The 14,423-nt window shown below is 59.5% G+C and carries 13 protein-coding genes; 11 read left to right on the plus strand and 2 right to left on the minus strand.

Features of this window, described 5'->3' with window-relative positions:
• Positions 1 to 20: 20 nt before the first annotated feature.
• From ssuD to KVH01_RS06435, 4 genes are read left to right on the plus strand one after another with little or no spacing between them, the layout of a single operon-like run.
• Complete coding sequence (gene ssuD / locus KVH01_RS06420) at positions 21 to 1,169, plus strand: FMNH2-dependent alkanesulfonate monooxygenase (protein ID WP_043046978.1); 1,149 nt, start codon at positions 21 to 23, stop codon at positions 1,167 to 1,169.
• 9 nt (positions 1,170 to 1,178) lie between these two features.
• A complete protein-coding gene (ssuC, locus tag KVH01_RS06425; RefSeq protein WP_043046979.1) occupies positions 1,179 to 1,967 on the plus strand; it encodes an aliphatic sulfonate ABC transporter permease SsuC in 789 nt (262 codons plus the stop codon).
• A complete protein-coding gene (gene ssuB, locus KVH01_RS06430; RefSeq protein WP_217880814.1) occupies positions 1,964 to 2,770 on the plus strand; it encodes an aliphatic sulfonates ABC transporter ATP-binding protein in 807 nt (268 codons plus the stop codon). Before ssuC ends, ssuB begins: the two co-directional genes overlap by 4 nt.
• 28 nt (positions 2,771 to 2,798) lie before the next feature.
• Positions 2,799 to 3,014 (plus strand): TOBE domain-containing protein, encoded by a 216-nt coding sequence (locus KVH01_RS06435; protein ID WP_003176783.1) that lies wholly within the window; start codon positions 2,799 to 2,801, stop codon positions 3,012 to 3,014.
• Between the two features lie 135 nt (positions 3,015 to 3,149).
• Here the strand turns inward: KVH01_RS06435 and KVH01_RS06440 are convergent, their stop codons facing one another.
• Both KVH01_RS06440 and KVH01_RS06445 read right to left on the minus strand, forming a co-directional pair.
• Positions 3,150 to 3,779, minus strand: a complete 630-nt coding sequence (locus tag KVH01_RS06440; RefSeq protein ID WP_217880815.1) for a TetR/AcrR family transcriptional regulator — start codon at positions 3,777 to 3,779, stop codon at positions 3,150 to 3,152.
• Between the two features lie 236 nt (positions 3,780 to 4,015).
• Positions 4,016 to 5,392 (minus strand): glutamine synthetase family protein, encoded by a 1,377-nt coding sequence (locus KVH01_RS06445; RefSeq protein WP_003213894.1) that lies wholly within the window; start codon positions 5,390 to 5,392, stop codon positions 4,016 to 4,018.
• A gap of 609 nt (positions 5,393 to 6,001) precedes the next feature.
• On the opposite strand from KVH01_RS06445, the gene KVH01_RS06450 reads away from it, so the two are divergent.
• From KVH01_RS06450 to KVH01_RS06480, 7 genes are all read left to right on the plus strand, one after another.
• The gene (locus KVH01_RS06450) at positions 6,002 to 7,360 is read left to right on the plus strand and encodes a glutamine synthetase family protein (protein ID WP_003195249.1); all 1,359 of its coding nucleotides are present in this window, start codon (positions 6,002 to 6,004) and stop codon (positions 7,358 to 7,360) included.
• Positions 7,361 to 7,418: 58 nt separating this feature from the next.
• Positions 7,419 to 8,783 carry an aspartate aminotransferase family protein gene (locus tag KVH01_RS06455; RefSeq protein WP_056846994.1) on the plus strand — a complete coding sequence of 455 codons (1,365 nt, stop codon included), beginning with the start codon at positions 7,419 to 7,421 and terminating at the stop codon, positions 8,781 to 8,783.
• Positions 8,784 to 8,978: 195 nt separating this feature from the next.
• The gene (locus KVH01_RS06460; protein WP_043047043.1) at positions 8,979 to 10,073 is read left to right on the plus strand and encodes a polyamine ABC transporter substrate-binding protein; all 1,095 of its coding nucleotides are present in this window, start codon (positions 8,979 to 8,981) and stop codon (positions 10,071 to 10,073) included.
• Positions 10,074 to 10,313: 240 nt separating this feature from the next.
• Entirely contained in the window at positions 10,314 to 11,408 is a 1,095-nt protein-coding gene (locus KVH01_RS06465) for a polyamine ABC transporter substrate-binding protein (protein WP_124402258.1), read from the plus strand.
• A 66-nt stretch (positions 11,409 to 11,474) separates the two neighbouring features.
• Entirely contained in the window at positions 11,475 to 12,617 is a 1,143-nt protein-coding gene (locus tag KVH01_RS06470; RefSeq protein ID WP_043046984.1) for an ABC transporter ATP-binding protein, read from the plus strand.
• Positions 12,614 to 13,534, plus strand: a complete 921-nt coding sequence (locus KVH01_RS06475; RefSeq protein WP_225924064.1) for an ABC transporter permease subunit — start codon at positions 12,614 to 12,616, stop codon at positions 13,532 to 13,534. The genes KVH01_RS06470 and KVH01_RS06475 overlap by 4 nt, the downstream gene beginning before the upstream one ends.
• On the plus strand, positions 13,531 to 14,415 hold the full coding sequence (locus KVH01_RS06480; RefSeq protein WP_003195236.1) for an ABC transporter permease subunit: 885 nt from the start codon (positions 13,531 to 13,533) through the stop codon (positions 14,413 to 14,415). Before KVH01_RS06475 ends, KVH01_RS06480 begins: the two co-directional genes overlap by 4 nt.
• The last annotated feature ends 8 nt before the right edge of the window (positions 14,416 to 14,423 follow it).

Here is a 14,423-nt window from a genome sequence, read left to right on the forward strand (position 1 = left end):
TTTCTTCAGGAGACAACTCCATGAGCCTCAATATTTTCTGGTTCCTGCCTACCCATGGCGACGGCCATTACCTTGGCACCGCCGAAGGCGCTCGTGCCGTCGACCACGGTTACCTGCAACAAGTGGCCCAGGCCGCTGACCGCCTGGGTTTCGGTGGGGTGTTGATCCCCACCGGTCGTTCCTGCGAAGACTCGTGGCTGGTGGCGGCCTCGCTGATTCCAGTGACCCAGCGCTTGAAATTCCTGGTCGCCCTGCGCCCCGGGATCATTTCCCCGACGGTGGCCGCACGCCAGGCCGCAACCCTGGACCGCTTGTCCGGTGGTCGCGCGTTGTTCAACCTGGTCACCGGCGGTGACCCCGAAGAGCTGGCCGGCGACGGCTTGTTCCTCAGCCACGAAGAGCGCTACCAGGCCTCGGTGGAATTCACCCGCATCTGGCGCCGAGTGCTGGAGGGCGAAACTGTGGACTACGACGGCGAGCACATCAGCGTCAAAGGCGCCAAGCTGCTTTACCCGCCGATCCAGCAGCCGCGCCCGCCGCTGTACTTCGGTGGCTCCTCCGAAGCCGCCCAGGACCTGGCAGCCGAACAGGTGGAAATGGTGCTGACCTGGGGCGAACCCCCGGCTGCGGTTGCGGAAAAAATCGCCCAGGTTCGCGCCAAAGCCGAAAAACTCGGACGTACTCTGCGCTTCGGCATTCGCCTGCATGTGATTGTGCGCGAAACCAACGAAGAGGCCTGGAAAGCCGCCGACAAACTCATCTCCCATCTGGATGACGACACCATCGCCCGCGCCCAGGCGTCCCTGGCGCGTTTTGACTCGGTCGGCCAGCAACGCATGGCGGCCTTGCATGGCGGCAGCCGTGACAACCTGGAAGTCAGCCCCAACCTGTGGGCAGGCGTCGGCCTGGTGCGGGGCGGTGCCGGGACCGCGCTGGTCGGCGATGGTCCGACGGTTGCAGCGCGGGTCAAGGAATACGCGGACCTGGGCATCGATACCTTTATCTTCTCCGGTTATCCGCACCTGGAGGAGTCTTATCGGGTCGCCGAGCTGTTGTTCCCGCACCTGGATATCGAGCGTCCCGAGCTCCCGAAAAGTGCTGGCTACGTCAGCCCGTTCGGCGAGATGGTCGCCAACGATATCCTTCCCAAAGCTGCGTCACAGAGTTGAGGCGCCGCCATGGACTTTGAAAAATTCAGCCATCGCGTGGCGCCCTGGGTGCTGCCGATCTTGTTGTTGGCGGTGTGGCAGTTGTCAGTTTCGGCGGGTTGGCTGTCGACGCGCATCCTGCCAGCGCCGAGTGCGGTGATCGAAGCCGGAGTCAACCTGGTGGTCAGCGGCGAAATCTGGACCCACCTGGCTATCAGTGGCTGGCGTGCCGGCCTGGGCTTTGTGATCGGCGGCAGCATCGGTTTGGCCCTGGGCTTTATCACCGGGTTGTCAAAGTGGGGCGAGCGCTTGCTGGACAGCTCTGTGCAGATGATCCGTAACGTACCGCACCTGGCGCTGATTCCGCTGGTGATCCTGTGGTTCGGTATTGACGAAACCGCGAAGATTTTCCTGGTGGCTCTGGGCACGTTGTTCCCGATCTACCTGAACACCTACCACGGCATCCGCAACGTCGACCCGGCGCTGGTGGAAATGTCGCGCAGCTACGGCTTGTCCGGGTTCAGCCTGTTCTGGCAAGTGATCCTGCCGGGCGCGCTGCCGTCGATCCTGGTGGGCGTGCGTTTTGCCCTGGGCTTTATGTGGCTGACGCTGATCGTGGCGGAAACCATTTCGGCCAGCTCCGGTATCGGCTACCTGGCGATGAACGCCCGTGAATTCCTGCAAACCGACGTGGTGGTGCTGGCCATCGTCATGTACGCCATCCTCGGCAAACTCGCCGACCTGGCCGCCCGTGGCCTGGAACGTGTGTGGCTGCGCTGGCACCCGGCTTATCAAGTAAATAAAGGAGGTGCGGCATGACCGCTCAACAACCTCCACGCCTGTTGAAAGGCATCCCGCTGGCGGTGCGCAAGTTGCGCAAGGCCTTTGGTGCGCGGCAAGTGCTCAAAGAAATTGATCTGCATATTCCGGCGGGGCAGTTCGTGGCCGTGGTCGGTCGCAGTGGCTGCGGCAAAAGTACCTTGCTGCGCCTGTTGGCGGGCCTGGACAAAGCCAGTGGCGGCGAGCTGCTGGCCGGCTCCGCACCGCTGCACGAGGCCATTGAAGACACGCGGTTGATGTTCCAGGAAGCGCGTTTGCTGCCGTGGAAAAAGATCATCGACAACGTCGGCCTTGGCCTCACAGGCAACTGGCGCCCTCGAGCGCTGCAAGCCTTGGAAGCGGTGGGCCTGGCCGAGCGCGCTAATGAATGGCCGGCGGCCTTGTCTGGTGGCCAGAAGCAGCGTGTGGCATTGGCCCGTGCGCTGATCCACCAACCGCGCCTGTTGCTGCTCGACGAGCCGCTGGGGGCGTTGGATGCCCTGACCCGCATCGAGATGCAGCAATTGATCGAAAACCTCTGGCAGAAGCATGGCTTTACCGTGTTGCTGGTGACCCATGATGTCAGCGAGGCCGTGGCAATTGCCGACCGGGTGATTCTGATTGAAAACGGCGAAATCGGCCTCGACCTGAATGTCGACCTGTCACGCCCACGGGCCCGAGGTTCACATCGCCTGGCCGCACTGGAAGCCGAAGTGCTCAACCGCGTGCTGTCGCTGCCTGGTTCACCGCCGGAACCCGAACCCGTTTCACCGCTGCCGACGCAATTGCGTTGGGCGCAATAACTCACTTGCCCTTAGAAGGAACAACACCATGACTATCAAAGCCATTAACGTGCGTAACCAGTTCAAAGGCACCATCAAGGAAATCGTGGTCGGCGACGTGCTGTCGGAGATCGATGTGCAGACTGCGTCCGGCATTGTTACTTCGGTGATCACTACGCGTTCGGTGAAAGAGCTGGAGCTGGTGATTGGCAGTGAAGTGATTGCCTTCGTGAAATCCACTGAGGTGTCGATTGCCAAGTTGTGATGTGTGTTGCTCTTGAGGCCCTTATCGGGAGCAAGCCCCTCCCACATTTAGATCTGTGAATACATTCAAAGTGTGGGAGGGGCGGTGCGACGATTCGACTTGCTCCCGATGGGGCCGGCCCAGCCAACACAAGGCTCACCGCTTGGGCAGATACGCCGGCAAATAAAGCCCCACATAAGCATCAAACACGCGCATCCCTTCCTCTGCCATACGCGGCGTGATCAGCCCATGCTGATGCACCGAGCGCGCATACACGCGGTCGCTCAGCTCCAGCGCCAGGGCAAATACATCCACGTCCTTGGGCAAGCTTGGCACTTCGAAGTGGCGGTTGAACACCTCCAGCATCAAGTCCCCCAGCTCCAGGTCATGCTGACGATCGGCCTGGGTGACTTCGGTCAGCCCGTGCTGGGCCAGGATCAACTGGCGTGCAGCGGCGTCCTGATCGTAGATGGTAAGCATGCGTTGTTCGACGATGCAGGACAGGTCGCGCCAGTGCTTGAGTGACGCATGCTCGATGGGCGCCTGGATGGCAGCACGGAAAGCGGCGTGAACGTCCGCGGTCAGTGCCTCCAGCAACGCCGGCACGCTGGCGAAGAAGTGATACACCGACGAAGGCGGAATCTGCGCCCGTTCGGCCACGCTGTAGATCGACAAACTCGCCACACCTTCGGTGGCCAGCAAGGTGCGGGCGGCATCGAGGATCGCGTCGATCCGGGCCTGGCTGCGGGCGCGGGGTTTGCGAGGTGGGGCGGGGCGGGTGGGCATGGAAGTCTCCTACAAGGCAGCGGGCATTGTATGAGCAGGGAGGTGTGTTGTCTGCCAGGCCGCCATCGGGAGCAAGCCCCTCCCACACTTTGAATGTATTCACAGATCTAAATGTGGGAGGGGCGGTGCGACGATTCGACTTGCTCCCGATGAGGCCAATTCGGCCTCCCGGAATAAGCCCATAAAAAAGCGCCACAGACCCTAAGCCTGTGGCGCTTCTTCAATGCCGCAACCGCTTACACGGTATGCAGGTACCAGTTGTACTCGAGGTCGGAGATGGAGTGTTCAAACTCCTCCAGCTCACTTTCCTTACAGGCTACAAAGATATCGATGTATTTAGGATCGATGTACTTGGCCATCACCTCGCTGTCGTCCAACTCACGCAGGGCATCGCGCAAGTTGTTCGGCAGGCTTTGCTCGTTCTGCTCGTAGCTGTTGCCTTCCACCGGTGCGCCTGGCTCGATCTTGTTGGTCAGGCCGTGGTGCACGCCCGCCAGCACCGAAGCCATCAGCAGGTAAGGGTTGGCATCGGCACCGGCCACGCGGTGTTCGATACGCACGGCATCGGAAGAGCCGGTGGGTACGCGAATCGCTACGGTGCGGTTGTCCAGGCCCCAGCACGGCGAATTGGGCACGTAGAACTGTGCGCCGAAACGACGGTAGGAGTTGACGTTGGGGCACAGGAACGCCATCTGGGCGGGCAGGGTCTCCAGCACACCGCCGATTGCGTGACGCAATGCGGCGTTCTGCTCGGGATCCTCGCTGGCAAAGATGTTCTTGCCGTCCTTGTCCAGAATGGAGATATGCACGTGCAAGCCGTTGCCTGCCTGGCCTGGGTAAGGCTTGGCCATGAAGGTGGTGTCCATCTCATGGTCGTAGGCGATGTTCTTGATCAGGCGCTTGAGCAGTACCGCGTAGTCGCAAGCCTTGATCGGATCGGCGACGTGGTGCAGGTTCACTTCGAACTGCGCCGGGGCGCTTTCCTTGACGATGGCGTCGGCCGGAATGCCTTGCTCCTTGGCACCTTCCAGGATGTCCTGGAGGCAGTCGACGTATTCGTCGAGGTCGTCGATCAGGTAGACCTGTGTCGAGTGCGGGCGTTTGCCGGAAATAGGCGAGCGGGGCGGTTGTGGGCGGCCGTTCACGTTCTCCTGGTCGATCAGGTAGAACTCAAGCTCGAAGGCGGCGCAGATGGTCAGGCCGAGGTCGTCAAACTTGCTTACAACTTGGCGGAGCACTTCGCGCGGATCGGCGAAGAAAGGTTCACCTTCAAGTTCGTGCATGGTCATCAGCAGCTGCGCGGTAGGGCGCTTTTGCCAGGGTTCATTGCACAGGGTGTCGGGGATTGGATAACAGATTCGGTCAGCATCACCGATGTCCAGGCCCAGGCCGGTGCTTTCCACCGTCGAGCCGTTGATATCCAGGGCAAATAAAGAGGCAGGCAGGTTAATGCCCTTCTCGTAAACCTTGTGGAGGCTGGTGCGTTCGATGCGCTTACCGCGCACCACACCATTCATATCCGCAATTAGAAGGTCTACGTACAGAACCTCAGGATGATCCTTAAGGAACGCGTTCGCTTCGTTAAGCTGAACGGCACGCGGGGGTACCGACATGATGCAACACCTTTGTTGTTAAAAATATCAATCATTGATCTTTTCTGGTTTCAGTCAACCCGAACGGCATGCCGAAGTCAAGCGAGGGCTTTTTTGCCCTAAAAAAGCGCCGTGAGGGCTTTTTTGCGGGGTTTTGGGGCGGTTTTCCGGGTTTGATGTGCTTGGGACTCGCAAGCTTGAGCGGGCCGTGTTGTATTTTTTACGGGGGTGTTGTGTAAAAAAATGAACAAGGCTAAGCTCGATTCAAACCCATAACAGCAATAATACCGGGGTGCTTCATGTTTCTCCTGCCGCCACTTGGCGTCTTGGCCTGCTCCAGTCGGGCTTTTTCACCCGTTCACGTGTCCTGCGTAAACGCCTGCGCCCCGGTCAATATTCTTGACGCCCGGGCCGATCTCTTCTTTGCTCCTTCAATGCCCTCGAATTTGCCTCTCAATGGCTTGCGCCTGCGGGGTTGCTCATGATTCTGCACAAGTTTGGCGTGAGGAATGCAACGCTGCAGCAAATGGCAGGTAAGCTCCTACCCTGAATGTAAAAACGACGCGGATGCTGCGTCAACCAACGCCTGGCCTTTTAATGGATGCCAGGAAACCCAGCCCAGAGGCATTTATGAGTAACAACCTCGACCAGCTCACCGATTGGTTGAAAGACCACAAGATCACAGAAGTCGAATGCATGATTGGCGACCTCACCGGCATCACCCGGGGCAAGATCTCGCCGACCAACAAGTTCATCGCCGAAAAAGGCATGCGCCTGCCCGAGAGCGTTCTGTTGCAGACCGTGACCGGCGACTATGTCGAAGATGACATCTATTACGAATTGCTCGACCCGGCCGATATCGACATGATCTGCCGCCCCGACCAGAACGCGGTATTCCTGGTGCCATGGGCCATCGAGCCGACCGCCCAGGTGATCCACGACACCTACGACAAGCAAGGCAACCCGATCGAGCTGTCGCCTCGCAACGTACTCAAGAAAGTCCTCAAGCTCTACTCCGACCGCGGCTGGCAGCCCATCGTGGCGCCGGAGATGGAGTTCTACCTGACCAAGCGCTGCGAAGACCCGGACTTCCCGCTGCAGCCGCCGATTGGCCGTTCCGGCCGCCCGGAAACCGGTCGCCAGTCCTTCTCTATAGAAGCCGCCAACGAATTCGACCCATTGTTCGAAGACGTCTACGACTGGTGCGAACTGCAGGAACTGGACCTTGACACCCTGATCCACGAGGACGGCACGGCGCAGATGGAAATCAACTTCCGTCATGGCGATGCCTTGTCCCTGGCCGACCAGATCCTGGTGTTCAAGCGCACCATGCGTGAAGCCGCGCTCAAGCACGATGTGGCCGCCACCTTCATGGCCAAGCCGATGACCGGCGAGCCCGGCAGCGCGATGCACCTGCACCAGAGCATCATCGACATCGCCACCGGCAAGAACGTGTTCTCCAATGAAGACGGGACCATGAGCCAGCTGTTCCTCAACCACATTGGCGGCCTGCAGAAATTCATCCCCGAGTTGCTGCCGTTGTTTGCTCCCAACGTGAACTCATTCCGCCGCTTCCTGCCCGATACCTCGGCGCCGGTAAACGTGGAGTGGGGCGAAGAAAACCGCACCGTCGGCCTGCGCGTACCGGATGCCGGCCCGCAGAACCGCCGCGTGGAGAACCGCCTGCCGGGCGCCGATGCCAACCCCTACCTGGCGATTGCCGCCAGCCTGCTGTGCGGCTACATCGGCATGGTCGAAGGCCACAACCCGAGCGCGCCTGTAGTGGGCCGTGGTTATGAGCGGCGCAATCTGCGCTTGCCGTTGACCATCGAAGACGCCCTGGAGCGTATGGAAAACAGCAAGACCATCGAGAAATACTTGGGGCAGAAATTCATCACAGGCTACGTCGCGGTCAAGCGGGCCGAGCATGAAAACTTCAAGCGCGTGATCAGTTCGTGGGAGCGGGAATTCCTGCTCTTCGCCGTCTGATGCGCCGGGCGCGTCGTAGGAAAGACGCGCCTTCACCTGAAAAGTCTAGGAGATTGGTATGTCCAGCAACAACCCGCAAACCCGTGAATGGCAAGCCTTGAGCAATGATCACCACCTGGCGCCGTTCAGCGACTTCAAGCAATTGAAAGAGAAAGGCCCACGGATCATCACCAAAGCCCACGGCGTTTACCTGTGGGACAGCGAAGGCAACAAGATCCTCGACGGCATGGCCGGCCTGTGGTGCGTGGCGATCGGTTACGGTCGCGATGAACTGGCCGATGCCGCCGCCAAGCAGATGAAAGAGCTGCCTTACTACAACCTGTTCTTCCAGACCGCGCACCCGCCGGTGCTGGAGCTGGCCAAGGCGATTTCCGACATCGCACCGGCTGGCATGAACCACGTGTTCTTCACCGGCTCCGGCTCCGAAGGCAACGACACCATGTTGCGCATGGTCCGCCACTACTGGGCGATCAAGGGCCAGCCGAACAAGAAGACCATCATTGCCCGCAAGAATGGCTACCACGGCTCCACCGTGGCCGGCGCCAGCCTGGGCGGCATGACCTATATGCATGAACAGGGCGACTTGCCGATCCCGGGCATCACCCATATCGCCCAGCCATATTGGTTTGGCGAAGGCGGCGACATGAGCCCCGATGAGTTCGGTGTGTGGGCGGCCAACCAGTTGGAAGAGAAGATCCTGGAACTGGGCGTGGACAACGTCGGTGCCTTTATTGCCGAGCCAATCCAGGGCGCCGGCGGCGTGATCGTGCCGCCAGCCACCTACTGGCCGCGCATCAAGGAAATCCTCGCCAAGTACGACATCCTGTTTGTTGCCGACGAAGTGATCTGCGGTTTTGGCCGTACCGGTGAGTGGTTTGGTAGCGATTTCTACGATCTCAAGCCGCACATGATGACCATCGCCAAGGGCCTGACCTCGGGCTACATCCCCATGGGTGGCTTGATCGTGCGCGACGAAGTGGTCGAGGTGCTGAATGAAGGCGGCGATTTCAACCACGGTTTCACCTATTCCGGTCACCCGGTAGCGGCGGCGGTGGCCCTGGAAAACATCCGCATCATGCGCGACGAAAAAATCGTTAACCGTGTTCAGGATGAAACGGCACCGTATTTGCAGAAACGTCTGCGGGAACTGGCAGATCACCCACTGGTGGGCGAAGTGCGCGGCGTGGGCATGCTCGGTGCGATTGAGCTGGTTCAGGACAAGGCTACGCGCAAGCGTTATGAAGGCAAGGGCGTCGGCATGATCTGCCGAACCTTCTGCTTCGAGAATGGCCTGATCATGCGTGCCGTGGGCGACACCATGATCATTTCGCCGCCATTGGTGATCAGCAAGGCTGAAATTGACGAGCTGGTCAGCAAGGCTCGCCAGTGCCTGGACCTGACCTTGGCGGCATTGCAGGGCTAAGTGCTAGGCTCAGTGCGCAGCGGCGTTCGGGCGCTGCGCACCGGGCAGTTATATGTGAGGCTTTGGTTGAAAGCCGGCCTCGGAACTTGCCAGACTGTCGCCCTGTTTTGTTGCCCTTTGGCTGGGCCGTAAAACATATAAAGCTTGTGGCCCAAAAAGAAAAAATCGGAGCATCACCCAATGAAGGCATTAGGTTTGAAAAACGCTGGCAAGACCCTCCTCGCCTTGTCGCTGATGGGCGCAATGGCGGGCGCGGCCCAGGCAGACAGTAAAGTGCTGCACGTCTATAACTGGTCCGACTATATTGCACCGGACACCATCGCCAACTTTGAAAAAGAGTCGGGCATCAAGGTGGTGTACGACGTGTTCGACAGCAACGAGACCCTGGAGGCCAAGTTGCTGGCAGGCAAGTCCGGCTACGACATTGTCGTGCCGTCCAACAACTTCCTGGCCAAGCAGATCAAGGCCGGTGTGTATCAGGAACTGGATACGTCCAAGCTGCCTAACTACAGCAACCTGAACAAATCCCTGCTCAAGGCCGTGTCGGTCAGCGACCCGGATAACAAGCACGCGTTCCCGTATATGTGGGGCTCGATCGGCATCGGCTACAACCCGGAGAAGGTCAAGGCTGCGCTGGGCGTGGACAAGATCGATTCATGGGATGTGCTGATGAAGCCGGAAAACATCGCCAAGCTGAAAAGCTGCGGCGTAAGCTTCCTCGACTCGCCAACCGAAATGCTGCCGATTGCGCTGCATTACCTGGGCCTGCCGACCGACAGCCAGAAGAAAGCCGATCTCAAGCAGGCCGAAGACCTGTTCTTGAAGATCCGTCCTTCGATCGGCTATTTCCACTCGTCCAAGTACATTTCCGACCTTGCCAACGGCAACATCTGCGTGGCCGTGGGTTACTCGGGTGACATTCAGCAGGCCAAGTCCCGTGCGGCTGAAGCCGGTGGCAAAGTGAAAGTGGCGTACGACATTCCGAAAGAAGGCGCTGGCAGCTTCTTCGACATGGTTGCCATCCCCAAGGATGCCGAAAACGTCGAAGCGGCTTACACCTTCATGAACTACCTGCTCAAGCCCGAAGTCATGGCGTCGATCACCAACAGCGTGCGCTTCCCGAACGGTAACGAGAAGGCCACCGCATTGGTGGACAAAGACATCACCAGCGACCCGGGCATCTACCCGTCGGCGGACGTGCAGGCCAAGCTCTACGCGATTGCCGACCTGCCGGCTGCAACCCAGCGTGAAATGACACGCAGCTGGACCAAGATCAAGTCGGGTAAATAAGGCTAGGAACCTGTAGGAGCGAGCTCGCTCGCGAAAATCGTCAACGATAACGCGGGACCTCTGATAGCCCGCGTTGCCTGTGAGTTCTTCGCGAGCAAGCTCGCTCCTACAAACAGCGGCAACCGTACAGAAAATAAATGACAGAAAGTTTTGCCGGATCGGTTTATCGAGGGTAAGTTGCGCGCCGGTTTTGTTGCCGGGCAACAACTCTAAGGCCCAACTATTTAAGAGGACCTCCACTTGCCAATTTCTTTATTTCGCAAAGCCATGCTGGTGGGTGCAGGTATCACGCTGGCTGCCAGCGTGCAGGCCGCACCGACGGTGCATATTTATAACTGGTCGGACTACATCGGCCCCGACACCCTGGCCAACTTCGAAAAGGCCAGCGGCATCAAGCCCGTGTATGACGTGTTTGACTCCAACGAAACCCTGGAAGGCAAGTTGCTCGCCGGGCGTACCGGCTACGATGTGGTGGTGCCGTCCAACCATTTTCTCGGCAAGCAGATCAAGGCCGGGGCGTTCCAGAAGCTCGACAAGTCACTGCTGACGAACTACGCCAACCTCGACCCGGTCCTGCTCAAGCGCCTGGAAAAGAATGACCCTGGCAACCAGTACGCGGTGCCATACCTGTGGGGCACCAATGGCATTGGTTACAACGTCGACAAGGTGAAGGAAGTGCTGGGCGTTGACCATATCGACTCCTGGGCCGTGTTGTTCGAGCCGGAAAACATGAAGAAACTCGCGACTTGCGGCGTGTCTTTCATGGATTCGGCAGACGAAATGCTGCCTGCGGTGCTCAACTACATGGGCCTGGACCCTAACAGCACCAACCCGGCCGACTACAAGAAAGCCGAGGAAAAACTGCTGAAAGTGCGGCCCTACGTGACCTACTTCCACTCCTCCAAATACATCTCGGACTTGGCCAACGGCAATATCTGCGTGGCGGCCGGCTTCTCCGGCGATGTGTTCCAGGCCAAAGCCCGTGCGGCTGAGGCAGGCAAAGGCGTGAATATCGCCTACGCGATCCCGAAAGAAGGCGGCAACCTGTGGTTTGACGTGCTGGCGATCCCCAAGGATGCCAGCAACGTCAAGGAGGCCCACGCCTTCATCAACTATTTGCTGCAGCCTGAGGTGATCGCTCAGGTCAGTGATCAGGTCGGTTATGCCAACCCTAACCCAGGGGCGGACAAGCTGATGGAGCAATCGATACGCACTGACGCAGCGGTCTACCCACCGCAGGCGGTTCTCGAGCGGACTTTCGTCAACTTCGAGCTACCCCCGAAAGTGCAGCGTTTAATGACCCGTAGCTGGACCAAGGTCAAGACGGGCAAGTAAGGCTCAAACTATCCTGGGTTCGCCCGCCTAAGGCGAACCGCACCGTTTTTTTTGGGAGTTTCGTAAATGGCAGTTGCCTCCGGCGCCTATAAGAAAGCCCTCGAGGGCGACCAAACACCGAAAAAGGTGCTGGTCAAAATCGACCGGGTCACGAAGAAGTTCGACGAGACGATTGCCGTGGACGATGTGTCCCTGGAAATCAAGAAAGGCGAGATCTTCGCCTTGCTCGGCGGTTCGGGTTCGGGCAAGTCCACCTTGCTGCGGATGCTCGCAGGTTTCGAGCGTCCGACCGAAGGCCGCATCTACCTCGACGGTGTGGACATCACCGACATGCCGCCCTACGAGCGGCCGATCAACATGATGTTCCAGTCCTACGCCTTGTTCCCGCACATGACCGTGGCGCAGAACATCGCGTTCGGCCTGCAGCAGGACAAGATCCCCAAGGCTGAAGTCGACGCCCGCGTGGCCGAGATGCTCAAGCTGGTGCAGATGAGCCAGTATGCCAAGCGCAAGCCGCACCAGTTGTCCGGCGGCCAACGCCAGCGTGTGGCATTGGCCCGTTCCCTGGCCAAGCGCCCGAAACTGCTGCTGCTCGATGAGCCCATGGGCGCATTGGACAAGAAGCTGCGTTCGCAGATGCAACTGGAGCTGGTGGAAATCATCGAGCGCGTCGGCGTAACCTGCGTGATGGTGACCCACGACCAGGAAGAGGCCATGACCATGGCCGAGCGTATCGCGATCATGCACCTGGGCTGGATCGCCCAGATCGGCAGCCCCATCGACATCTACGAAACCCCCACCAGCCGCCTGGTGTGCGAGTTCATCGGCAACGTCAACATCTTCGACACCCAGGTGGTGGATGATGCCGAAGGCCACGCGGTGCTCAAGTGCGCTGATCTGGACCGCGATATCTACGTGGGCTACGGCATCGCCACCGCGGTGGAAGACAAGTCGGTGACCTACGCCATCCGCCCGGAAAAACTGCTGGTCACCACCGAAATGCCGACCTGCGAGCACAACTGGTCCAGCGGCAAGGTGCACGACATCGCCTACCTGGGCGGGCACTCGGTGTTCTACGTGGAACTGCCGAGCGGCAAGCTGGTGCAGTCCTTCGTCGCCAACGCCGAACGCCGTGGCCAGCGTCCGACCTGGGGTGACCAGGTGTACGTATGGTGGGAAGACGACAGCGGCGTGGTACTTCGCTCATGAACATGAAGAAATTCAAGCGGCGCTTGGATCGCATCGTGCCCAATGGCAAGCAGGTGGTCATCGGGATTCCCTTCCTCTGGCTGTTTCTGTTTTTCGCACTGCCGTTTTTCATCGTACTGAAAATCAGCTTTGCCGAAGCCGACGTGGCGATCCCGCCCTACACCGAGATCTACACCTACGTTGAGCAAAAGCTGCAAGTGGTGCTGAACCTGGCCAACTACAGCCTCTTGGCGGGCGACGAGCTCTACATCGCCGCGTACCTGGGCTCGCTGAAGATGGCGTTTTTCAGCACGCTGCTGTGCCTGCTGATCGGCTACCCGATGGCCTACGCCATCGCTACCGCACGCAAAGAGATGCAGACCGTGCTGGTGCTGCTGATCATGATGCCGACCTGGACCGCGATCCTGATTCGCGTGTATGCGTGGATGGGCATCCTCAGCAACAACGGCTTGCTCAATGGCTTCCTGATATCCATGGGGCTGATCAGCGAACCGTTGCAGATCCTCAACACCAACATCGCGGTGTATATCGGCGTGGTTTACTCATACCTGCCGTTCATGATCCTGCCGCTTTACGCCAACCTGGTCAAACACGACCAAAGCCTGCTGGAAGCCGCCTCTGACCTCGGTTCGAGCACCTTCAACAGCTTCTGGAAAATCACTGTGCCGCTGTCCAAGAACGGCATCATCGCCGGCTGCATGCTGGTGTTTATCCCGGTGGTGGGCGAGTTCGTGATTCCTGAACTGCTCGGCGGCCCGGAAACCCTGATGATCGGTAAAGTGCTGTGGCAAGAGTTCTTCAACAACCGTGACTGGCCGGTGGCTTCTGCCTTGGCCGTGGTGATGCTGGCGATCCTGATCGTGCCGATCATCCTGTTTAACCGCAGCCAGGCCAAAGAGCTGGAGGGCAAGATATGAAGCGCTTTCGTTTCTCCAGCTTCATGCTGGTCGCAGGCTTGTTGTTTATCTACCTGCCGATGTTGATCCTGGTGATCTATTCGTTCAACGAATCCAAGCTGGTGACGGTGTGGGGCGGTTGGTCGATCAAGTGGTACGTGGGCCTGCTGGACAACACCCAGTTGATGGGCTCGGTGGCACGCTCCCTGGAAATCGCCTGCTACACGGCGGTGGCCGCAGTGGCGCTGGGCACCTTGGCGGCCTTTGTGCTGACGCGCATCAGCCAGTTCAAGGGCCGCACGCTGTTCGGCGGCCTGGTGACGGCACCGCTGGTGATGCCGGAAGTGATCACCGGCCTGTCGCTGTTGCTGCTGTTCGTGGCCATGGCGCAGATGATCGGCTGGCCCCAGGAGCGTGGCATCGTCACCATCTGGATCGCGCACACGACGTTCTGTGCGGCGTATGTGGCGGTGGTCGTGTCGGCGCGCCTGCGTGAGCTGGACCTGTCGATCGAAGAGGCGGCTATGGACCTGGGCGCACGGCCGTGGAAGGTGTTCTTCCTGATCACCATCCCGATGATCGCGCCGTCGCTGGCGGCGGGCGGCATGATGTCCTTTGCGCTGTCCCTGGATGACCTGGTACTGGCCAGCTTCGTGTCGGGCCCGGGCTCGACCACGTTGCCGATGGAAGTGTTCTCGGCGGTGCGCCTAGGGGTCAAGCCTGAGATCAACGCCGTGGCGAGCCTGATTCTGTTGGCGGTATCGCTGGTGACCTTCCTGGTGTGGTTCTTCAGCCGCCGGGCCGAAGAGCATCGCAAGAAAGCCATCCAGCAAGCCATCGAAGAAGCCGCGGCCGACGGTTGGCAGCAACCGGACAAGCGCCGCGCTCCAGCACCGGTCTAAAGCTGGGT

Origin of the sequence: Pseudomonas khavaziana (assembly GCF_019145205.1) — a bacterium.
Taxonomy (GTDB): Bacteria; Pseudomonadota; Gammaproteobacteria; order Pseudomonadales; family Pseudomonadaceae; genus Aquipseudomonas; species Aquipseudomonas khavaziana.